The sequence below is a fragment of the Shimia sp. MIT910701 genome, assembly GCF_047126315.1.
GTDB lineage: Bacteria > Pseudomonadota > Alphaproteobacteria > Rhodobacterales > Rhodobacteraceae > Shimia.
In genome coordinates, this window is the sequence record NZ_CP138953.1 from 2,754,424 (window position 1) to 2,772,400 (window position 17,977).

11 protein-coding genes and 1 tRNA gene are annotated in these 17,977 nt (G+C 56.8%); 7 read left to right on the forward strand and 5 right to left on the reverse strand.

Annotation, left to right across the window (positions count from 1 at the left end; all coding sequences use genetic code 11):
• Positions 1–196: 196 nt before the first annotated feature.
• Positions 197–2,497, forward strand: coding sequence for a CARDB domain-containing protein (locus tag SIB38_RS13305; RefSeq protein WP_412550349.1), 2,301 nt, complete (start codon positions 197–199; stop codon positions 2,495–2,497).
• 78 nt (positions 2,498–2,575) lie between these two features.
• Here SIB38_RS13305 and SIB38_RS13310 read toward each other — a convergent pair whose 3' ends face one another.
• The gene (locus tag SIB38_RS13310) at positions 2,576–3,517 is read right to left on the reverse strand and encodes a radical SAM protein (protein ID WP_412550350.1); all 942 of its coding nucleotides are present in this window, start codon (positions 3,515–3,517) and stop codon (positions 2,576–2,578) included.
• A gap of 183 nt (positions 3,518–3,700) precedes the next feature.
• Between SIB38_RS13310 and zwf the strand changes: the two genes are divergently transcribed.
• Genes zwf through pgi form a run of 3 tightly spaced genes read left to right on the forward strand, consistent with a single transcriptional unit; the run spans position 3,701 to position 7,431 of the window.
• Positions 3,701–5,155 (forward strand): glucose-6-phosphate dehydrogenase, encoded by a 1,455-nt coding sequence (gene zwf, locus SIB38_RS13315; protein ID WP_412550351.1) that lies wholly within the window; start codon positions 3,701–3,703, stop codon positions 5,153–5,155.
• Entirely contained in the window at positions 5,152–5,823 is a 672-nt protein-coding gene (pgl, locus tag SIB38_RS13320) for a 6-phosphogluconolactonase (protein WP_294119253.1), read from the forward strand. Before zwf ends, pgl begins: the two co-directional genes overlap by 4 nt.
• A gap of 6 nt (positions 5,824–5,829) precedes the next feature.
• On the forward strand, positions 5,830–7,431 hold the full coding sequence (gene pgi, locus SIB38_RS13325; RefSeq protein ID WP_412550352.1) for a glucose-6-phosphate isomerase: 1,602 nt from the start codon (positions 5,830–5,832) through the stop codon (positions 7,429–7,431).
• Between the two features lie 87 nt (positions 7,432–7,518).
• Here the strand turns inward: pgi and SIB38_RS13330 are convergent.
• Together SIB38_RS13330 and SIB38_RS13335 are read right to left on the reverse strand one after the other, a co-directional pair.
• A tRNA-Gly gene (locus SIB38_RS13330) sits at positions 7,519–7,592 on the reverse strand.
• A 50-nt stretch (positions 7,593–7,642) separates the two neighbouring features.
• On the reverse strand, positions 7,643–9,688 hold the full coding sequence (locus SIB38_RS13335; RefSeq protein WP_294119256.1) for an ASKHA domain-containing protein: 2,046 nt from the start codon (positions 9,686–9,688) through the stop codon (positions 7,643–7,645).
• Between the two features lie 273 nt (positions 9,689–9,961).
• Here SIB38_RS13335 and guaB point away from each other — a divergent pair, with 273 nt between their 5' ends.
• Positions 9,962–11,410, forward strand: a complete 1,449-nt coding sequence (guaB, locus tag SIB38_RS13340) for an IMP dehydrogenase (RefSeq protein WP_294119257.1) — start codon at positions 9,962–9,964, stop codon at positions 11,408–11,410.
• Positions 11,411–11,504: 94 nt separating this feature from the next.
• On the opposite strand, the gene SIB38_RS13345 is transcribed toward guaB, so the two are convergent.
• Positions 11,505–13,415: a methyl-accepting chemotaxis protein gene (locus SIB38_RS13345; RefSeq protein WP_412550353.1), complete on the reverse strand. Its 1,911-nt coding sequence runs from the start codon at positions 13,413–13,415 to the stop codon at positions 11,505–11,507.
• A 291-nt stretch (positions 13,416–13,706) separates the two neighbouring features.
• On the opposite strand from SIB38_RS13345, the gene SIB38_RS13350 reads away from it, so the two are divergent.
• A complete protein-coding gene (locus tag SIB38_RS13350) occupies positions 13,707–14,855 on the forward strand; it encodes an RsmB/NOP family class I SAM-dependent RNA methyltransferase (protein ID WP_412550354.1) in 1,149 nt (382 codons plus the stop codon).
• Between the two features lie 183 nt (positions 14,856–15,038).
• Positions 15,039–17,255, forward strand: a complete 2,217-nt coding sequence (locus SIB38_RS13355; RefSeq protein ID WP_412552045.1) for an ATP-binding protein — start codon at positions 15,039–15,041, stop codon at positions 17,253–17,255.
• Here the strand turns inward: SIB38_RS13355 and SIB38_RS13360 are convergent.
• The gene (locus SIB38_RS13360) at positions 17,252–17,851 is read right to left on the reverse strand and encodes a sulfotransferase family 2 domain-containing protein (protein ID WP_294119263.1); all 600 of its coding nucleotides are present in this window, start codon (positions 17,849–17,851) and stop codon (positions 17,252–17,254) included. The genes SIB38_RS13355 and SIB38_RS13360 overlap by 4 nt on opposite strands.
• Between the last annotated feature and the right edge of the window lie 126 nt (positions 17,852–17,977).

Here is a 17,977-nt window from a genome sequence, read left to right on the forward strand (position 1 = left end):
CATATGTTGTTGGAACGCTTATATCAGAGGCATCATATAGGGTGCAATGGTGCAGTGTCCCTCTCCAGACTGGATTGGTTGATAGATTGCTTAAGGTTGCAAACTGAGGTCTCTTCGGTCCGTTTAGCGATAACTAGCCATTAACGGTTTTGGTGCAATTGAACTGAAGGTTAAATCTAAACGGGAATAATTTGAGATGAGTGTAGACCTTCGGCTCGGCCTTTATTCGGGAAACCAGTACAGCGATCTGGGTGTTTCCAACGATGTCCATAGGGGGCAGGTGCGCTTCTGGGTGACGAACGATGGCACAAGTGCCATGCCGAGTTCCGCAAGGTACCAAGTTGTTGCCTATGCGCCGGATGGCACGGAACTTATGGTCATGGCAGATGCAAATTTCAGCGCGATTTCTGCTGGGTCCAGCAAAAACATCACCGCGGCTTTTGATCACGCGAACATTTATACAAGCTACCCTGAGCTGATTGGGCAGGCGCTAAGCTATGAAGTGCGGGTCGATGTGGGCAGTGCAATTGCCGAGACCGATGAAACCAACAATAAAATGATGTTTGCGGGTGAACCGCTGCCGGTGATTGGGCCTGATTTGACGTTCCAACCCACCTATTCTGATGGCTATTCAGACAAAGGAGTCTTCAGTGATCGGCATTCAGCGCAGATCCAGTTCGTTGCAAGAAATGACGATGTCGGAACAATGGAAGCTTCTGCACACTATTCAATCGTTGCGTTTGCTCCCGACGGTACTGAGCTGATGGTTGTAAAAGAAGGGGTCGTGGGCAAGCTCGCCCCGGGACAAAACAAGCAGATCCGGGCCTACTTCAATCATGATCAGATCTATGCCAATCACCCAGAACTCGCTGGGCAAAGCTTGACGTATGAAGTGCGTTTGGACAGCGGCAGCCTTGTCTCTGAAACCGACGAAACCAACAACACATTGACTTTTATCGGAGATCCGCTGCCTGTCATTGGTCCGGACCTTACCTTCCAACCCACATATTCTGATGGCTATTCAGACAAGGGAGTCTTCAGTGACCGGCATTCAGCGCAGATCCAGTTCGTTGCAAGAAATGACGATGTCGGAACAATGGAAGCTTCTGCACACTATTCAATCGTTGCGTTTGCTCCCGACGGTACTGAGCTGATGGTTGTGAAAGAAGGGGTCGTGGGCAAGCTTGACCCGGGACAAAACAAGCAGATTCGGGCTTACTTCAATCATGATCAGATCTATGCCAATCACCCAGAACTTGTAGGGCAAAGATTGACGTATGAAGTGCGTTTGGACAGTGGTAGCCTTGTCTCTGAAACCGACGAAACCAACAACACATTGACTTTTGTCGGAGATCCGCTGCCTGTCATTGGTCCAGATTTGGCGTTCGTCGACAATTACGCGAACGGCTATGGTGATAGAGGAACGCAGGGCGATAGCCATATCGCCGAGATACGCTTCTTCTATGCAAACGACGATGTAGGTTCCATGGGCTATGGGGCAAAATACACGATTGTTGCCTTTGCCCCTGATGGGACAGAGCTTTTGCAAGTTAAGGAAGGCGGGTTGTCTAAGTTGAACCCAGGGCAGAGCGCGCAGGTGCGGGCACAGTTCAACCACGACGAAATATACGCCAATTACCCGGAGCTCATTGGGCAAAGCCTGACTTACGAAGTCCGTTTGGACAGCGGGAACATCATCGCAGAGACGGATGAGACGAACAATACAATGACATTTGTAGGCCAGCCGTTGCCGGATATGCCTGCTGACTTGGCTGTTCAGCAGGTGTCGATCACCGAGGAAGGGGTGTTGGATGGCGTCATGCAGGCGTCGTTGCAATTTGACTATTCAATTGTTGATTTGCGCGCGTTCCACGGTGCGGTGAACTATCAAGTCGAACTTATTGCGCCGGGCGAAACGGTAGGGACCGTTTTCGCGACAGGCGTGATCGCGGCCCCGGTGGGCAACAGTTCAGGTTCAATCACTATTCCGGATGTAGCTGCGCAGATTTATGGTTTGGGGCAGGATGCTTTAAACGAGACCTATGAGTTCCGCGTGACGCTTGATCCACAGAACACGATCAGCGAGACAAATGAAAACAACAATACCGGGGTAGCGGAGCTTTACGCTCCGGTCATTCTACCGGACGCGTATGTGACCGAAGCGCGTTCAGTGCTGCAGGCTGACGGAAGTGAGTCGTTTGTTTTTAAAGCGTCTCTTGGCGGGAACGATGTGTTGAGTGGGCCAGTGGACTATCAGATCGTCGCAAGTGCAGAGAACGGAGGCCCGGTTTTGGTTTTGGAAACTGGCAACACCACGTTGTTTGCAGGCGGAGATACGCAAGTCATTCAGTTGGATGATCTTAGCGAGGCACTGTTCGCTGCGGGGGCGAACGCGAATGAAAGCTATGTTTTCACAGCGATCCTTGATCACAGCAATAGCCTCGAGGAATTCAATGAGTTCAACAACTTTGGATCAGAAGTCTTTGACTTAGCGTAGAAAAGGATCACAGCTCCGCCAGAGAATATACGTTGGTGGAGCTGTGCCGTTTTTGTGTTTGGATTTTTACTCGTCCTGTTAGGCCGAACAGGACGCGCCGCCAAGGACGCAGAATTTGGCGCAGTGCGGGTGGTTGAGCAGCACTGGCTTTTCCGCGTCTTTTAAGGTTGGGCCGAGGTCAAATTCCTCGACGTATGGCAGCAGTGTGCAGGCCACAACCGAAGCGCGCTCTGAACCCTTGCGACGCACGACCATGCGGGAACTTGCGCACATAACTTCATTTGGAGATTTGTTTAAGATCCCCCAGCACTCAGTTGTAATTTCAGGAACTTCGACGCTTTCATCCATTTCTGGAAATAACATCGTTTGCGCCGGATTTAGGGCGTCGATTGGAATGTTGAGACTATTGAAAAGCTCGGCATAGCCTTGGCGGGCGTCCGCTTCGCTTTCTCCCCAAATGCTGCGGCCGGCGGCAGTCATCTGAAAGCCTTCATCGCGCAGCCATTGCATGCCGAGTAACATGCGCTCAAACGAGCCAACACCTCGTTCCGTGTCGTGGTGTTCAGCACTCCAGTGATCGATCGAAATACGGAAGGTCAGCTTGTCGCGATAGGTTTCACGCAGGTCCAGGAGGCCTTCCCGCACACGTTTTCGCATGAGAGGTTGCATGGCGTTTGTGAGGATCAACACTTCGTACCCGAGTTCCAACGATCGGCGTGTGATGTCGATCATCTCCGGGTTCATAAACGGCTCGCCGCCGGTGAAGGCGATTTCGCGCACACCCCAATTGCGCGTATCGAGCTGATCTAGGTAGTCGGAGACCTCGTCAGCAGTGATGTAGAGCAGCGCGTCATTGGTGGGAGACGAAAGGATGTAGCAGTTCTCGCACTGAATGTTGCAGAGCGTGCCGGTGTTGAACCAGAGCGTTTGCGGGTCCGTGAGTGCGACATGAGCGCGAGTTTCACCTTTGGCGGTGATAAAGGGATCGTTGAACTTCCCGATATTTACGTGATCTTTCATGTGCCTGCCATGTTCCTGTCCTTCCTCGGTACTAGTCAGACAGATATGGGCAAGTAAAGCGGTGACGAGGTGTTTGACACAGTTGTGATGTGAGGTTGCGGTGTTAGAGTGGCGGTGTTATGAGGTCGTTAGCGCTAACGATATTCCGGTAAAACCCGGACTGCCGAAAAGGAAAGAGGCCCCATGGTTTCGCGTATCATTCCCGTGGAAACGTTTGATCTTGTGATCTTTGGAGGAACGGGGGATTTGGCGCGGCGAAAAATTCTGCCGGCCTTGTTCAAGCGGTATTGTTCCGGTCAGATGCCCGACGGCAGTCAAGTGATCGGTGCGGCGCGTAGTGAATTGACCGAAGATGCGTATCGCACGTCTGTCGCCGAAGCGTTGCGCGAGTTTGCAGGCGAGGCGGCGCAAGATGCCCGAGCCGTGGACGGTTTTTGCGCCAATTTGCATTATGTTGCCGTGGATGCGCGCGGCGAGGGCGGCTGGAACGAGTTGGCGGCGCTGCTCAAGCCGGAGTCGGTGCGGGCGTTCTATTTTTCGGTTGGACCTGGTGTGTATTCGGATCTGGCCAAAGGGTTGAAGCGGCATGGCTTAACACAAGAAGACACGCGGATCGTAGTGGAAAAGCCATTTGGTCATGACCTTGAAACAGCGCAGGCATTGAACCGCGAGTTGGCGCAGTATTTTGACGAGAGCCAGATTTACCGCATCGACCACTATCTTGGCAAAGAGACGGTGCAGAACCTGATGGCGGTGCGCTTTGGCAATATGCTGTTTGAGCCGCTGTGGAACGCGCAATACATCGACCATATCCAGATCACCGTAGCCGAAAGCGTCGGTGTGGCAGGACGTGGCGAGTATTATGAGCGCTCGGGGGCAATGCGCGATATGGTGCAGAACCACTTGATGCAGCTTCTGTGTTTGATTGCCATGGAGCCTCCGTCGCAGTTTGAGCCGGATGCGGTGCGTGATGAGAAGCTGAAGGTGATCCGTGCGTTGGATACAGTTGCGCCGCACCACATTGTACGCGGGCAATATACAGCCGCGGATGGGGCGGACAGCTATCGTGAAGATGTTGAAAATCCACGCTCCAAGACCGAGAGCTTCATTGCTCTGAAGTGTCAGGTGAACAACTGGCGGTGGGCTGGCACGCCGTTTTACCTGCGTACAGGCAAACGGTTGTCTGAGCGCGATAGCGAGATCACTGTGGTGTTCAAAGATACGCCCCATTCGATCTTTGGCGATGAAGCTGGACGGCATCGCAATGAGTTGAGCATTCAGCTGCAACCCAATGAAGGAATTACATTAAATGTGACCATCAAGGAGCCGGGGCCAGGGGGGATGCGGTTGGTGGATGTGCCGCTGGATATGAGTTTTGCCGAGGCTTTGGGGCCAAAAGGGCAAGGCACAGCGGATGCTTACGAGCGGCTGATCATGGATGTGATCCGTGGCAACCAAACACTGTTTATGCGCGATGATGAGGTGGAAGCGGCCTGGGCCTGGACCGACCCGATCATTCGCGGATGGGAAGCGCGGGGCGATGTACCAAAGCCTTATGACGCGTTTTCTTATGGGCCGGATGACGCGGCCGTGATGATGCGCCGGGACGGGCGAAACTGGAGAGGATTGGGCAAATGAACTTCAACACCTACCCCGATGCAGAGATGATGGCGATGGATGTTGCCAGCGTGCTGGCGGATGATTTGGCGGAAGCGCTGCACAACAAAGACCGTGTGGTGCTTGCAGTGCCAGGAGGTACCACGCCAGGGCCGATTTTTGATGCGCTGAGTGCGGCGGATCTGGATTGGGACCGCGTGGATGTGATCCTGACGGACGAACGCTGGGTGCCAGAGGATCACGAGCGGTCCAACTCTGCGTTGGTGAAATCACGCCTTTTGACCAACCGGGCTGTGGCGGCGCGGTATTTGCCGCTGTATGCGCCAGCTGAGGCGCCAGAGGCCGTGTTGGCTGAGTTGGAGACCACCATTCTGGGGGCGCTGCCGGTGGATGTGGCCTTGCTGGGTATGGGCGCGGATATGCACACGGCGTCATTGTTCCCCAAAGCGGATGGGCTTAAGGCGGCATTGGCCTCGGACGCGCCGGTATTGGTGCCCATCCGACGTGAAGATTTGCCGGATGTGCGGATCACGCTGTCTGCGCGGGTGCTGGATGCGGCGGTGCGCAAGCATATTCTGATCAAAGGTGCGGACAAGCGTGAAGCTTTGCAGGCCGCGCAGAAACTGCCAAAAGAAGAGGCGCCGATCAAATCTATTTCCACCGGTGCTGAAGTACATTGGACGGAGTGATTGGGTATGTGGACTGAACTGGACGCGCTACGCGAAGGCGCGGCATCGCGTCAGATTTCGGCGCTTTTTGAAGCCGATGAGAACCGGGCGCAGGAATTTACCCTGAAGACAGATGGGTTGCTGTTTGACTACAGTAAGACCTCGATTGATGCCGATGCCAAGGCGGCCTTGATCCGACTGGCGGAGGCTGCGGGTGTGGCGGCCAAACGGACGGCGATGTTTGCGGGCGAGAGGATCAACGTCACAGAGGACCGGTCCGTGCTGCACACGGCGCTGCGCAACCTGGGAGACGATCCTTTGGTTGTGGACGGTCTGGATGTGTTGCCGGAGGTTCGCGAAACCCGTGCGCGGATGGCTAAGCTGGCCAGCGCGGTGCGCGATGGCAGCTTCCCGGGCAACGGCAAGCGTATCACGGATGTGGTGAACATCGGGATTGGCGGCTCTGACCTTGGACCTTTGATGGCGGTTATGGCGCTTGAGCCCTATGGAGATGGTCCAAAGTGCCACTTTATTTCCAATGTCGATGGTGCAGATGCGACCGATACGCTTGCAGGGCTTGATCCGGAAAGCACGTTGGTGATTGTGGCGTCCAAGACGTTTACCACGCAAGAAACTTTGATGAATGCGCGCACGGTGATGGATTGGGCCGGTGGCCCGGACGCGCTGAGGCGGTTTGTGGCGATTTCCTCCGCCGTGGATCGTTGTGCGTTGTTTGGCATTCCGGCGGAGCGGGTGTTTGGCTTTGAAGATTGGGTCGGCGGGCGCTACTCGGTTTGGGGACCAATTGGCTTTTCGCTGATGCTGGCGATTGGGCCAAAGGCGTTTGAGAGCTTCCTTGAGGGAGCCCAGGCGATGGACCAACACTTCTGCGTTGCGCCGCTTGAGGAAAACCTGCCGGTGTTGTTGGCGTTGGTTGGCATTTGGCATCAGCAAATTTGTGGGCATGGCACACGGGCCGTTTTGCCTTATGAGCAACGGTTGGCGCGGTTGCCTGCATATCTGCAGCAGCTTGAGATGGAGAGCAACGGCAAGGGCGTGGCCTTGGATGGGGCGCGGCTGGATCGCGTGGCCGGGCCGGTGGTCTGGGGCGAACCTGGAACCAATGGTCAGCACGCGTTTTATCAGTTGATCCACCAAGGGCAGCAGGTTGTGCCGTGTGAGTTTATGGTGGGCGCCGAAGGGCATGAGCCTGCTTTGAGCGAGCATCACCGCGCTTTGGTGGCCAATTGTCTGGCGCAGTCGGAAGCTTTGTTGAAAGGCCGCACGGAGGCGGAAGCGCGAGCGCAGCTGGAGGAAAAGGGCGTATCAGGCGCTAAACTGGATCAGTTGGCCAAACACCGCGTGTTTGAAGGCAACCGCCCGTCGACCACTTTGGTCTATCCGCGCCTGACGCCTTACGTGCTGGGGCAGATTGTGGCGATGTATGAGCATCGGGTGTTTGTCGAAGGCGTGATCTATGGCATCAACTCTTACGACCAATGGGGGGTGGAGCTTGGCAAAGAACTGGCCAATGGTTTGGTGCCAGCGATGGAAGGCAAAGGCGCGCCGGACGGATCAAGCGCGTCGACAATTGCGTTGCTCGATCACATACTGAGCATGCGTGATTAAGCGCATTTCAAAGAACTGCTAACAGCGCCGCGTTCCTATGGGATGCGGCGTTTTGCTTTAAATTTGCAATTTAAGTCATTGATTTCGTGGAGCGGGTAACGGGAATCGAACCCGTAACCAGAGCTTGGGAAGCTCGTGTGATACCTTTTCACCATACCCGCAGCACGCCTGTTGGTAGGACAGCGCTGCGGGAGGGTCAAGCGCGATTTACCTAGCCGCGACGCCGGCGGCGGCGGCGACCGCCCGCGGCGTCATCTCCGCCGCCGCCAGTGTTGAAACTGACGTCTGGTAGGTCGACCACGCCGCGCAGGATCGGGAAGGGATCGGCGGAATTGGGCAGGGCGGAGGCGTTCACAAAATGCTCCTGGAAGCGCGGCTCCACGGCGGTTTCGATCTTCTCGATTTTGCGCACGAGGGTTTCGATGTCGCCACGGGAGTCTTGGTTCAAAAGCGCGATGCGGGCGCCTGTGCCGGCAGCGTTGCCTGCGGAGGTGACTTTGTCGAGCGGGCAGTCAGGGATCATGCCCAGAACCATGGCGTGTTTGGCAGAGATATGCGCGCCAAAGGCTCCAGCGAGCACCACGCGGTCCACCTGATCCACGCCGCGTTTGTCCATCAGCAGGCGCGCGCCGGAGTAGAGCGCGGCCTTGGCCATCTGGATGGCGCGGATGTCGGCGTTGGTGACGGTGATAGGTTTTTGGTCGGCGTCACCTTCCCACAGCGTGTAGGAATTGGTGCGGCCGTCCGCAAAGCAGCGGGAGGTGCCAGTTTGCTCAGCCGAGCCAATCAGGCCAGAGGCATCAACGATGCCCGCGAGGCGCATTTCGGCAATGACTTCGATGATGCCGGAGCCGCAGATGCCGGTAATGCCGGTTGCGGCGATAGCAGCTGTGAAGCCGTCGTCATCTGACCAGAGGTCACAGCCAATCACGCGGAAACGCGGCTCTTTGGTGACGGGATCAATTTCCACACGTTCGATCGCGCCGGGCGCGGCGCGTTGGCCGGCGCTGATCTGCGCGCCCTCAAAGGCTGGGCCCGTTGGGGAGGAGCACGCCAGTACGCCGTTTTTGTCACCCAGCAGGATTTCAGCGTTGGTGCCCACGTCGACCACGAGCGCGAGGTCGTCGGATTTGTCTGGCGCCTCAGAGAGTGCCACACCGGCGGCGTCTGCGCCGACGTGACCGGCGATGCATGGCAGCAGGTAGGCGCGGGTGCCGGGGGCGATGTTGAGGCCAAGATCGGATGCGGGCAGGGAGAGCGCGTCTGATGTGGCGAGCGCGAAGGGGGCCTGGCCCAATTCAAACGGGTCGATGCCAAGGAACAGGTGGTGCATCACCGGGTTCATGACAAAGACCGCGTCGAGGATTTGTGTGGGCGCGATGTCGGCCTCTTTGGCGATGTCGGTGACCAACTGGTTCAAGCCGTCGCGCACCGCTTCGGTCATTTCCAGATCGCCGCCCTTGTTCATCATGGCGTAGCTGACGCGGCTCATGAGGTCTTCGCCAAACCGAATTTGCGGGTTCATCAGGCCGGAGGAAGCCACGACCTCGCCCGAGGTCAGATCACAGAGGTGGCCCGCGATTGTGGTGGAGCCGAGATCGACGGCGAGGCCGTACACAGGCCCTTCGAAGTAGCCGGGCCAGAGGGCGATCAGGCGGGGTGGAGCTCCGGTGTGGTCTTGGTGAACTGCGGCGGTTACCGCCCAATTGCCTTTGCGCAGGATTGGCTGTAGCGGGCGCAGGAGATGGGTGTCCACCGAGATTTTTGCATGACCGGTGGCGGCTTTGAGCGCGGTCAGCAAGCGCTCCAGATCGCCAGACGGTTTGTGCATGTCGGGTTCTTCGACTTCGACATAAGTCAGGTGCACAGTGGGGTTCAGAGTGATGTCGCGCACCTCGGCGCGTTTGCGCACCACCTGTTTGTGCACCTGGCTCTCTGGCGGCACGTCGATCACAATATCGCCTTGCACGGTGGCCTGACACCCAAGACGGCGGCCTTTGATCAGACCGCGTTTGTCATCGTAGCGTTGTTCTACCGCATTCCATTCCGACAATGCGTCCTCTGAAACGGTCACGCCGTGTTTGGGGAATTCGCCATAGGCAGGAGTTATCTGACATTTTGAGCAAACCCCACGGCCACCACAGACGCTGTCCAGATCGACGCCAAGTTGGCGCGCAGCTGTCAGGATGGGCGTGCCCGCCGGAAAATGTCCGCGTTTGCCGGAAGGGGTGAAGATTACAAGTGGGTCGCTGCTCATAGAGAAGGCCTCAAGTCTGTTCGCTTGGCTGGCAGCATAGCTGCCGAAAATTGCGGCGAAAGGCAAGGAACGGCATGGGTTGGTTCATGCGCGGCATATGGAGAGGCAAATATTGATCGATGAGTCAGGAAAGTCTGATGAAGGGCCTTGGGCGAAGCTATTTTGGGCAGAAAGAGGAGACTGGTGCATTTCCGCGCGGTTTAGGGGTTTTCCACAGTGCAAGGCCATGCGATAGGGACGTGCCAAATGAAGCCCCGCAACAGGAGATTTGCGATGGAGATTCGTGAGGCCCTCACTTTCGATGATGTTCTACTGGTTCCAGCCGCGTCTGCAGTTCTGCCGTCCACGGCGGACACGCGTACGAAGGTCACAAAATCCATCGATCTCAACATTCCGCTGCTGAGTTCCGCGATGGACACGGTCACCGAAAGCCGGATGGCGATTGCCATGGCGCAGGCCGGTGGCATGGGCGTGATCCACAAGAACCTGGACGCAGATCAACAGGCGCGGGAAGTGCGCCGGGTGAAACGTTTCGAGAGTGGCATTGTATATAACCCAGTAACGTTGACCCCAAACCAGACGCTGGCAGATGCCAAGGCGTTGATCGAGCGCTATCGCTTCACCGGCTTCCCGGTGGTGGATGAGCAGGGCCGTGTGGTGGGCATTGTGACCAACCGTGACATGCGGTTTGCGCAGTCTGATGACACGCCGGTGCATGCGATGATGACCACGGCGGATCTGGCGATGCTGGCGGAACCTGCGGATCTGGAAGAGGCAAAAAGCCTGATGCGGGCGCGTCGGATCGAAAAGCTGTTGGTGCATGATGGCAACGGCAAGCTGACCGGTCTGTTGACCTTGAAAGACACAGAGCAAGCCGTGCTGAACCCAACGGCCTGTAAAGACGATCTGGGCCGACTGCGGGTGGCGGCGGCGTCTTCTGTTGGGGACAGCGGCTTTGCGCGTTCTGAAATGCTGATTGATGCCGGTGTGGACATTGTGGTGATCGACACCGCGCACGGCCACTCAGAAGGGGTTCTGGAGGCTGTGAAGCGCGTGAAAAACCTGTCCAACTCCGTACAGGTGATTGCGGGTAACGTTGCGACAGGGGAAGCAACCAAAGCGTTGATCGATGCGGGCGCGGATGCGGTGAAAGTGGGCATCGGCCCTGGCTCGATTTGTACCACACGTATGGTGGCTGGCGTGGGCGTGCCGCAGCTGACCGCGATTGACGACTGCGCAACCGCTGCAGGCGATGTGCCGGTGATTGCGGATGGTGGCATCAAGTTCTCTGGCGATTTTGCCAAAGCGATTGCGGCGGGCGCGTCCTGTGCGATGGTTGGCTCGATGATTGCAGGCACCGATGAAAGCCCGGGCGAGGTGATCCTGTACCAGGGTCGTTCGTTTAAGTCGTACCGTGGCATGGGCTCTCTTGGTGCCATGGCGCGTGGCTCTGCGGATCGGTATTTCCAGAAGGATGCGGCCAGCGACAAGCTGGTGCCAGAAGGCATTGAAGGGCAGGTGCCTTACAAGGGGCCTGCGGGCACTGTGGTGCATCAGCTGGTTGGCGGTCTGCGCGCGGCGATGGGCTACACTGGCAATGCAACCGTGGCCGAGATGCGTAAGAACTGTAAGTTTGTGAAAATCACCGGCGCGGGTTTGAAAGAAAGCCACGTGCATGATGTGCAGATCACCCGCGAAGCGCCAAACTACCGGGTTGGATAAAACTGCCGCCTGAGACGCTGTTTAAGTGACGCAAAACGAAAGGGCTGAACCTTCGCGGGTTCAGCCCTTTTTTGATTGATTTTCAGGGGATGGATTAGAAATCCGTCCAGGTTTCCTCAGCGGCGTTGCCGTTTGATGTGAAGCTCGGCGCGGCGGGGGCTGGCTTTGGGGCCTCCGGCTTTTTAGCGGCAGGCTTGGACTTCGGCTGATCCGCCTGTTTGTCTTCTTGCCAATCCGTCTCAGTCACCTTCGCAGGCGCCGCCGGTTTGTCGGCTTTGGCTTTGCCGTCCAACTTGAAGTGACCAACCATGTTGGCCAGGCCAACGGCATCGGATTTCAGCAGGTGCGTCGCGGCGGTGGATTCCTCTACCATGGCGGCGTTTTTCTGGGTCACCTGATCCAGCTGCATCACGCCGGCGTTGATTTCTGCCAGGCTTTGCGACTGTTCGGTGGCACCGTCGGCGATTGAAGACACCATCCCGGAGATGTGGACCACACGTTCCACGATCACGCTCAGCGCATCGCCGGTTTGACCCACAAGGCTCACACCACGCTCGACTTGCTCGGATGACTTGTCGATCAGGGCTTTGATTTCGTTGGCCGCCTCAGAGGAGGAGTGCGCTAGCTTGCGCACTTCGGAGGCCACAACCGCAAAGCCTCGACCGGCGTCACCTGCGCGGGCGGCTTCGACACCGGCGTTCAGGGCTAAGAGGTTGGTCTGGAAGGCGATGTCGTCAATCACAGAGATGATCTGGGAAATGTGGGTGGAGCTTTGCTCGATCTCGGTCATGGCAGAGACGGCATTGCGCACCACTTCGCCGCTTTCCTCGGCTTCGGTTTTGGCAGTTTGCATGGTGCCTTCCACGTCGCGCGCGCCGTCCGCGGCGGCTTTCACGGAGCGGGTCAGGTCATCCAGCGCAGCTGCAGTCTCTTCCAGCGTGGCGGCCTGGCTCTCCGTGCGTTTTGACAGATCGTCAGATGCCTGGCTGATTTCAGAAGCCCCATTGTGGATCGACTGAGACGCGTCAACCACGTCGTTGACAGTGGTGCTGAGGTTGGTGATGGAGGCGTTGAAGTCTGCGCGCAGCTTTTCGTATTCCTCCGGGAAGGCCACCTTGATTTGCGATGTCAGATCGCCGCCGGACAGGCTGGCAAGGTGCTCGGACAGGGTCTCGACCACTTCGGACTGGGCCGCCGCGGCTTCTTTCTGGTTGGCTTCCAGTTCACGCTGACGCAGCAGCGCAGTGCGGAACACATCGAGAGTGCGGGCCATGTCCCCCAGTTCGTTCTTGGTCTCGGTGAAAGGAATATCGGCATCGGTGTCGCCTTCGGCCAAATCTGCCATGCGTGTCCGCAGAGCGCCCATTGGGCCGGTTACGCTGCGGATGATGAAGTACGAGACCAAAGAGAGCACAACAAGGATACCGCCAAGAATGGTCAGGGCCTTGTTGCGAATCTTTGCCATCTCTGCCTCGATGTCGGAGAGATAAGCACCGGTGCCAACAATCCAGTTCCAGGGCTCATAGTGGAAGGCAAAACCAATTTTGGCTTCCTGAAGGTCGCTGTCCGGCTTCTGGAAGTGGTAGATCAGGGTGCCGCTGCCGTTTTCCACTGCAACCTTGCGCATTTCCTGGAAGATTTTCACACCGTTCGGGTCTTCGAGTTCTGCCTGGTTGTGACCGATCCATTGGGGGCGGAATGGGTGTGCGGTCATGATATAGTCGGTGTCAAAGGCAAACATATATCCGTTGTCACCATAAGACAGTGCTTCGAGCTGTTCGCGGCCAAGCTCACGCGCCTGTTCTGGCGTGTATTTTCCTGACTGAACCCCTTCCTCCAGCGCCACAAGCAGGCTTGTGGCGGTCTCGGTGATCTCGAGGAGCTTTTTATTGTACATGGTTTCCACGGTGTTGCGCATGTGGTTTTGCAACAAAAGGGTCAGGACAACGGCGAGGGCAAGCGCCACAACGGCGATCGCGCTTATCCGCGTAGAAAGTTTCGTCAAGAAGGCTGGCATGACAGGCTACACTCTGGTTGTTGGCGTTTCAGATGTCGAGGTAGAATGGTCGAGTTTAATGAAGCCTTATGCGCCCGTCTTATTTGTGAGGGGTAAGGGCATTTTGCGCCCTTGGCGTGATTCGGGAAGCGTGGAATCACTCTAAAATTGATTTACGCCTAAAATTTAGGCAGTTCGCGAAGAGTTGCAGTTCAGGTCGTCATTGATGTAGAGCAGGCCACCATCCGAGACGGCATGAATGTTGGTTCCGAACGGTGGGAAATTGAGTGGGATGGTCACATGACGCCAGCAGCACGCGTTCAAGCCGCGATTGAAATTTTGGACCAGGTTTTAGTGGGAGCACCGGCGGAAAAAGCGCTGACCGGCTGGGCAAGGCGCAGTCGTTTTGCGGGCTCCAAAGACCGGGCTGCGGTGCGAGATCATGTGTTTGATGCGTTGCGTCGGCGGAACTCGGCGGCCTTTGTCGGGGGCGGTCTGACTGGGCGCGGGCTGATGATCGGCGTGCTGCGTCAGGATCAGGCGGATTTGGACGCTGTCTTCACCGGGGAAGGCTATGCGCCGGCTGCGCTTTCAGCGGATGAGCAATCGGTGCCAGTCGGCGATCCGCCGCTGGACGTACCTGATTGGCTTGAGGCCCCAATGCGCGACAGTTTGGGGGCGGCGTTTGAGGACAATGTCGCAGCCCTGCGCGGGCGAGCGCCGGTGATCCTGCGGGTGAATTTGCGCAAAGCCACTGTGGCGCAGGCGCAAGAGTTGTTGGCCGAGGATGGCATCGAAACGCTCACAATGGCGTTGGTGGACACGGCCCTTGAGGTCACGGAAGGGGCGCGACGGATCAAGAACAATGCAGCCTATCTTGATGGTTTGGTGGAATTGCAGGATGCCTCCAGCCAGGCATCGGTTGCGGTACTTTCGTTTTCTAAAGGCATGAAAGTGCTGGATTATTGCGCAGGAGGAGGCGGTAAAACCCTGGCCATGGCGGGGCGTGCCGAAGCACAGTTTTTTGCACATGACGCCCTGGAGCATCGTATGACGGACCTGCCCGCGCGCGCCAAAAGAGCTGGCGTAAAGGTGCAGGTCGTGAAAACGCCAAAGGACAAAGCGCCGTATGATTTGGTGCTTTGCGATGTGCCGTGCTCTGGCAGTGGCACTTGGCGGCGCACGCCGGACGCGAAGTGGCGGTTTCGGCCTGAGGATCTGGCTGAGCTGGAGCGGGTCCAAGCGGAGATCCTGGAGCAGTCCAAAGAGCTCGTGGCATCAGATGGCGCGCTTGTCTATGCCACGTGTTCGGTTTTGACAGCCGAAAACACAGCACAGATTGAGCAGTTTGTGCAGAACAATCCGTCTTGGGAGATTGATTGGCAGCGCCAGTTTTTGCTTTCCGAAGGTGGCGACGGATTCTTCGGGGCAATTTTGCGTAAAATATAGAGGGCTTACGCTTTTTCTTCTGTCTTCGTTAAGGCGTGTTTAAGATAATTTGACGCATATTAACGAAGACGTAAAAGAATAGGTGCAGACGTGTCCGAATCGACAGAGGCCAAGGGGCCTTCTCCCCGCCATTTGGGTCACACACCTCATCATGCCGGATTGCTTGCCTTGGCAGCCTTGGTCATGGTGGTGACGGCTGTTCTTTTGCAACCCGGTCCCATGCGTGTGGCGATGGTGTTTGCCAGCGGGCTTCTTGGCCTAGGTGCGGCAATCAGCTTGATGGTGTCGCTGCGCCGGAAAGCCGCACAAATGCGCGCGGTCGCTTTGCTGCGTCGTATGTTTGAAGATGCCTCTGACCTGACATTTGTGTCCAACCCAGAAGGACAGGTGATCTACGCCAACAAAGCCGCCATGGAGGCGGGTATGGGCGCGCGTGACACGATGGTTGAGGCGCTCGCCGATCAGGTGCTCGATGCGGAGGGCAAGGTGCGCGATTTGATTGCGGGCAGCCTTGTGGACGGTCAATGCGAAGAAGAACTGTCCTTGCGTGACAGCATGATGCGGTTGACTGTGAAGACTTTGGAATTTGGCGTTTTGTTGTGGAGCATCCAACGGTCTAATCCGGTAGCAGACGCGCAGCATGCGGGCGGGGCGCCGCGGTTGCCGATGCTGACCGTGGGCCGATCCGGGACAGTTTTGTTTATGAACCCGGCCGCGCGGCACCTGTTGGGGGAGCGTAAAAAGACCATCGCCGATGTGTTTGGTCCGGATGTTACCGATCTGCGCAGCGCCACAGTGGTGCACACCTCAAGTGGCGAGCAGCAGTGCCTGGTGGCGGAGTTTGAAGCCACAGCAGGACGACGTGAGATCTACCTATTGCCAACGGAAGTGCCGGTGATGCGCGACGGGGCGGTGCAGTTTGACGAACTGCCTGTTGCGATCCTTAAGGTGACGCCAGCAGGTGATGTGGCACTGGCGAACCGCGCGGCGCGGTCTTTGGTCAATATGGAGATCACCCCCAAAACCGTGATTGGCGACCTGATGGAGGGGCTTGGGCGCTCGATAGTAGATTGGCTGATGGAAGCGGCGCAGGGCAAGGCTGTAAACCAGTCGGAGTTTCTGCGTTTGAAGCGTGAAGACAAGGAAGTGATTGTTCAGGTCAGCCTGAACCGCGTGGTGGAAGGGGGCGAGACCTCTTTGATTGCGGTGCTGAGTGATGCTACTGAGCTGAAGTCGCTGGAGGCGCAGTTTGTTCAGAGCCAGAAAATGCAAGCGATTGGCCAGTTGGCCGGTGGTGTGGCACATGATTTTAACAACCTTTTGACAGCAATTTCAGGCCATTGTGACCTGTTGTTGCTGCGGCACGATCAGGGGGATGCGGACTATGCAGACCTCATCCAGATCAATCAGAACGCCAATCGTGCAGCGGCGCTTGTGGGCCAATTGCTGGCGTTTTCGCGCAAACAAAACCTGCGTCCTGAGGTGCTAGACCTACGCAATACCCTGGCTGACCTGACCCACCTGTTGAACCGTCTTGTAGGCGAGCGTGTGACGTTGACGTTGAACAACGATCCGGTGTTGCCAGCGATCAGAGCGGACAAGCGGCAGCTGGAACAGGTGCTGATGAATCTTGTGGTGAATGCACGCGACGCGATGCCGGATGGTGGGGAAATCCGTGTGATCACAGAAAGTGTAGAGCTCGACGCGCCGCTTGAGCGCGATCGCGTGGTGGTGCCGGTGGGCAATTACGTGTCGGTGACCGTGGCAGATCAAGGCATCGGCATCGCGCAGGACAAGTTGCAAAAGGTGTTTGAACCGTTCTTCACCACTAAGAAGACCGGCGAGGGCACTGGCTTGGGTCTGAGCACCGCTTATGGGATTGTGAAACAGACAGGCGGCTATATTTTTGTGGACAGCACCGAGGGCGTAGGCACGACGTTCACGTTGATGTTCCCGGCCCATGGTTCGGGCGCAGAGCAGGTGGTGGCGCCGGAGGCGGGTAAACGGCCGGATTTGCCGGAAGTGGAGCACAGCGGGGTTGTGTTGCTTGTGGAAGATGAGGCGCCTGTGCGGTCCTTTGCAACGCGTGCGCTCAAAATGCGCGGGTTCACCGTGCTTGAGGCAGCGTCTGGTGAAGAGGCGCTGGAAGTGCTGGACATGGATCACCCAAAGATCGATGTTTTTGTCAGCGACGTCATCATGCCAGGCATGGACGGGCCAAGCTGGGTGCGTCAGGCGCGGGAGGAATATCCCAATGTGCCGGTGATCTTTGTATCCGGCTACGCAGAAGACAGTTTCTCTGACGATCAGGCAAGAATTGAGAACTCAAGCTTCTTGCCAAAGCCGTTTTCTCTCAGTGACTTAACGGAGGCGGTTCAAGCGCGGATCTCCAGCTCTTAAGTTAGGCTTTCGTAGAGCTCAAACTCGGCTGCACATTTTCGGCGCAGCTTTTGCATAGTGGCTTCGGGCAAATCGAGCGGGATGTCTGGCGAGCTGTTCCGGCGTTCCAGCTGGATCTTGCGTTGCAAGCGCTGCTCCAGAAAGTCGAGCAGACGCGGCTGGTCTTCGTAGCGGAACATGTGGTTGACTTTCACGCCATTGGGGCGAGGCTCCAGAAACTTGGCCTGGCTACCAACGTTGGCAAAGGGCGCTTTCTTGTCGCCCTTCATATACTCCTGCACAAATTCCTCAAAGCTCACCTCATGGGTAGAGTTTGCATGCCCGCGCATAAAATCGCGGCGGCGGTATCGGTACCAACTGGCGAGCCAACTGACGGGTTCGCGCATCACGGCCATGAGTTCGAGGTCATCGGTGTTGCAAGCCCGCTCAAACATGGGGCGGAAAAAGCGGTTGTATCGATACACCGGCGCGTGTTTGAGCTCTGGCGGGTTGGAAATCACCATGTCTGCGGAGGGCGCTAATGCCTCCTCAATAGCGGTTGTTCCGGTTTTTGGAACAGAGAGAAACACCAGTTTTTGTTTCCAGAAAACAAGCATTTGCGCGCCTTCGGTGTGGTTGAACTCAAATTGATTTCTTCTTGTAAACCACTTCTTAACGGAATGGGATGGAAAATGTTCCTATTATTTTCTCTTGATTTGTTCTCGTTTTGATCTCATAAGAAT

What these genes read in the sequence shown, in the direction of transcription:
- SIB38_RS13305 (WP_412550349.1), top strand. Translation starts at nt 197, where the DNA reads ATGAGTGTAGACCTTCGGCTCGGCCTTTATTCGGGAAACCAGTACAGC.
- SIB38_RS13310 (WP_412550350.1), bottom strand. Translation starts at nt 3,517, where the DNA reads ATGAAAGATCACGTAAATATCGGGAAGTTCAACGATCCCTTTATCACC.
- zwf (WP_412550351.1), top strand. Translation starts at nt 3,701, where the DNA reads ATGGTTTCGCGTATCATTCCCGTGGAAACGTTTGATCTTGTGATCTTT.
- pgl (WP_294119253.1), top strand. Translation starts at nt 5,152, where the DNA reads ATGAACTTCAACACCTACCCCGATGCAGAGATGATGGCGATGGATGTT.
- pgi (WP_412550352.1), top strand. Translation starts at nt 5,830, where the DNA reads ATGTGGACTGAACTGGACGCGCTACGCGAAGGCGCGGCATCGCGTCAG.
- SIB38_RS13335 (WP_294119256.1), bottom strand. Translation starts at nt 9,688, where the DNA reads ATGAGCAGCGACCCACTTGTAATCTTCACCCCTTCCGGCAAACGCGGA.
- guaB (WP_294119257.1), top strand. Translation starts at nt 9,962, where the DNA reads ATGGAGATTCGTGAGGCCCTCACTTTCGATGATGTTCTACTGGTTCCA.
- SIB38_RS13350 (WP_412550354.1), top strand. Translation starts at nt 13,707, where the DNA reads ATGACGCCAGCAGCACGCGTTCAAGCCGCGATTGAAATTTTGGACCAG.
- SIB38_RS13355 (WP_412552045.1), top strand. Translation starts at nt 15,039, where the DNA reads ATGGTGGTGACGGCTGTTCTTTTGCAACCCGGTCCCATGCGTGTGGCG.
- SIB38_RS13360 (WP_294119263.1), bottom strand. Translation starts at nt 17,851, where the DNA reads ATGCTTGTTTTCTGGAAACAAAAACTGGTGTTTCTCTCTGTTCCAAAA.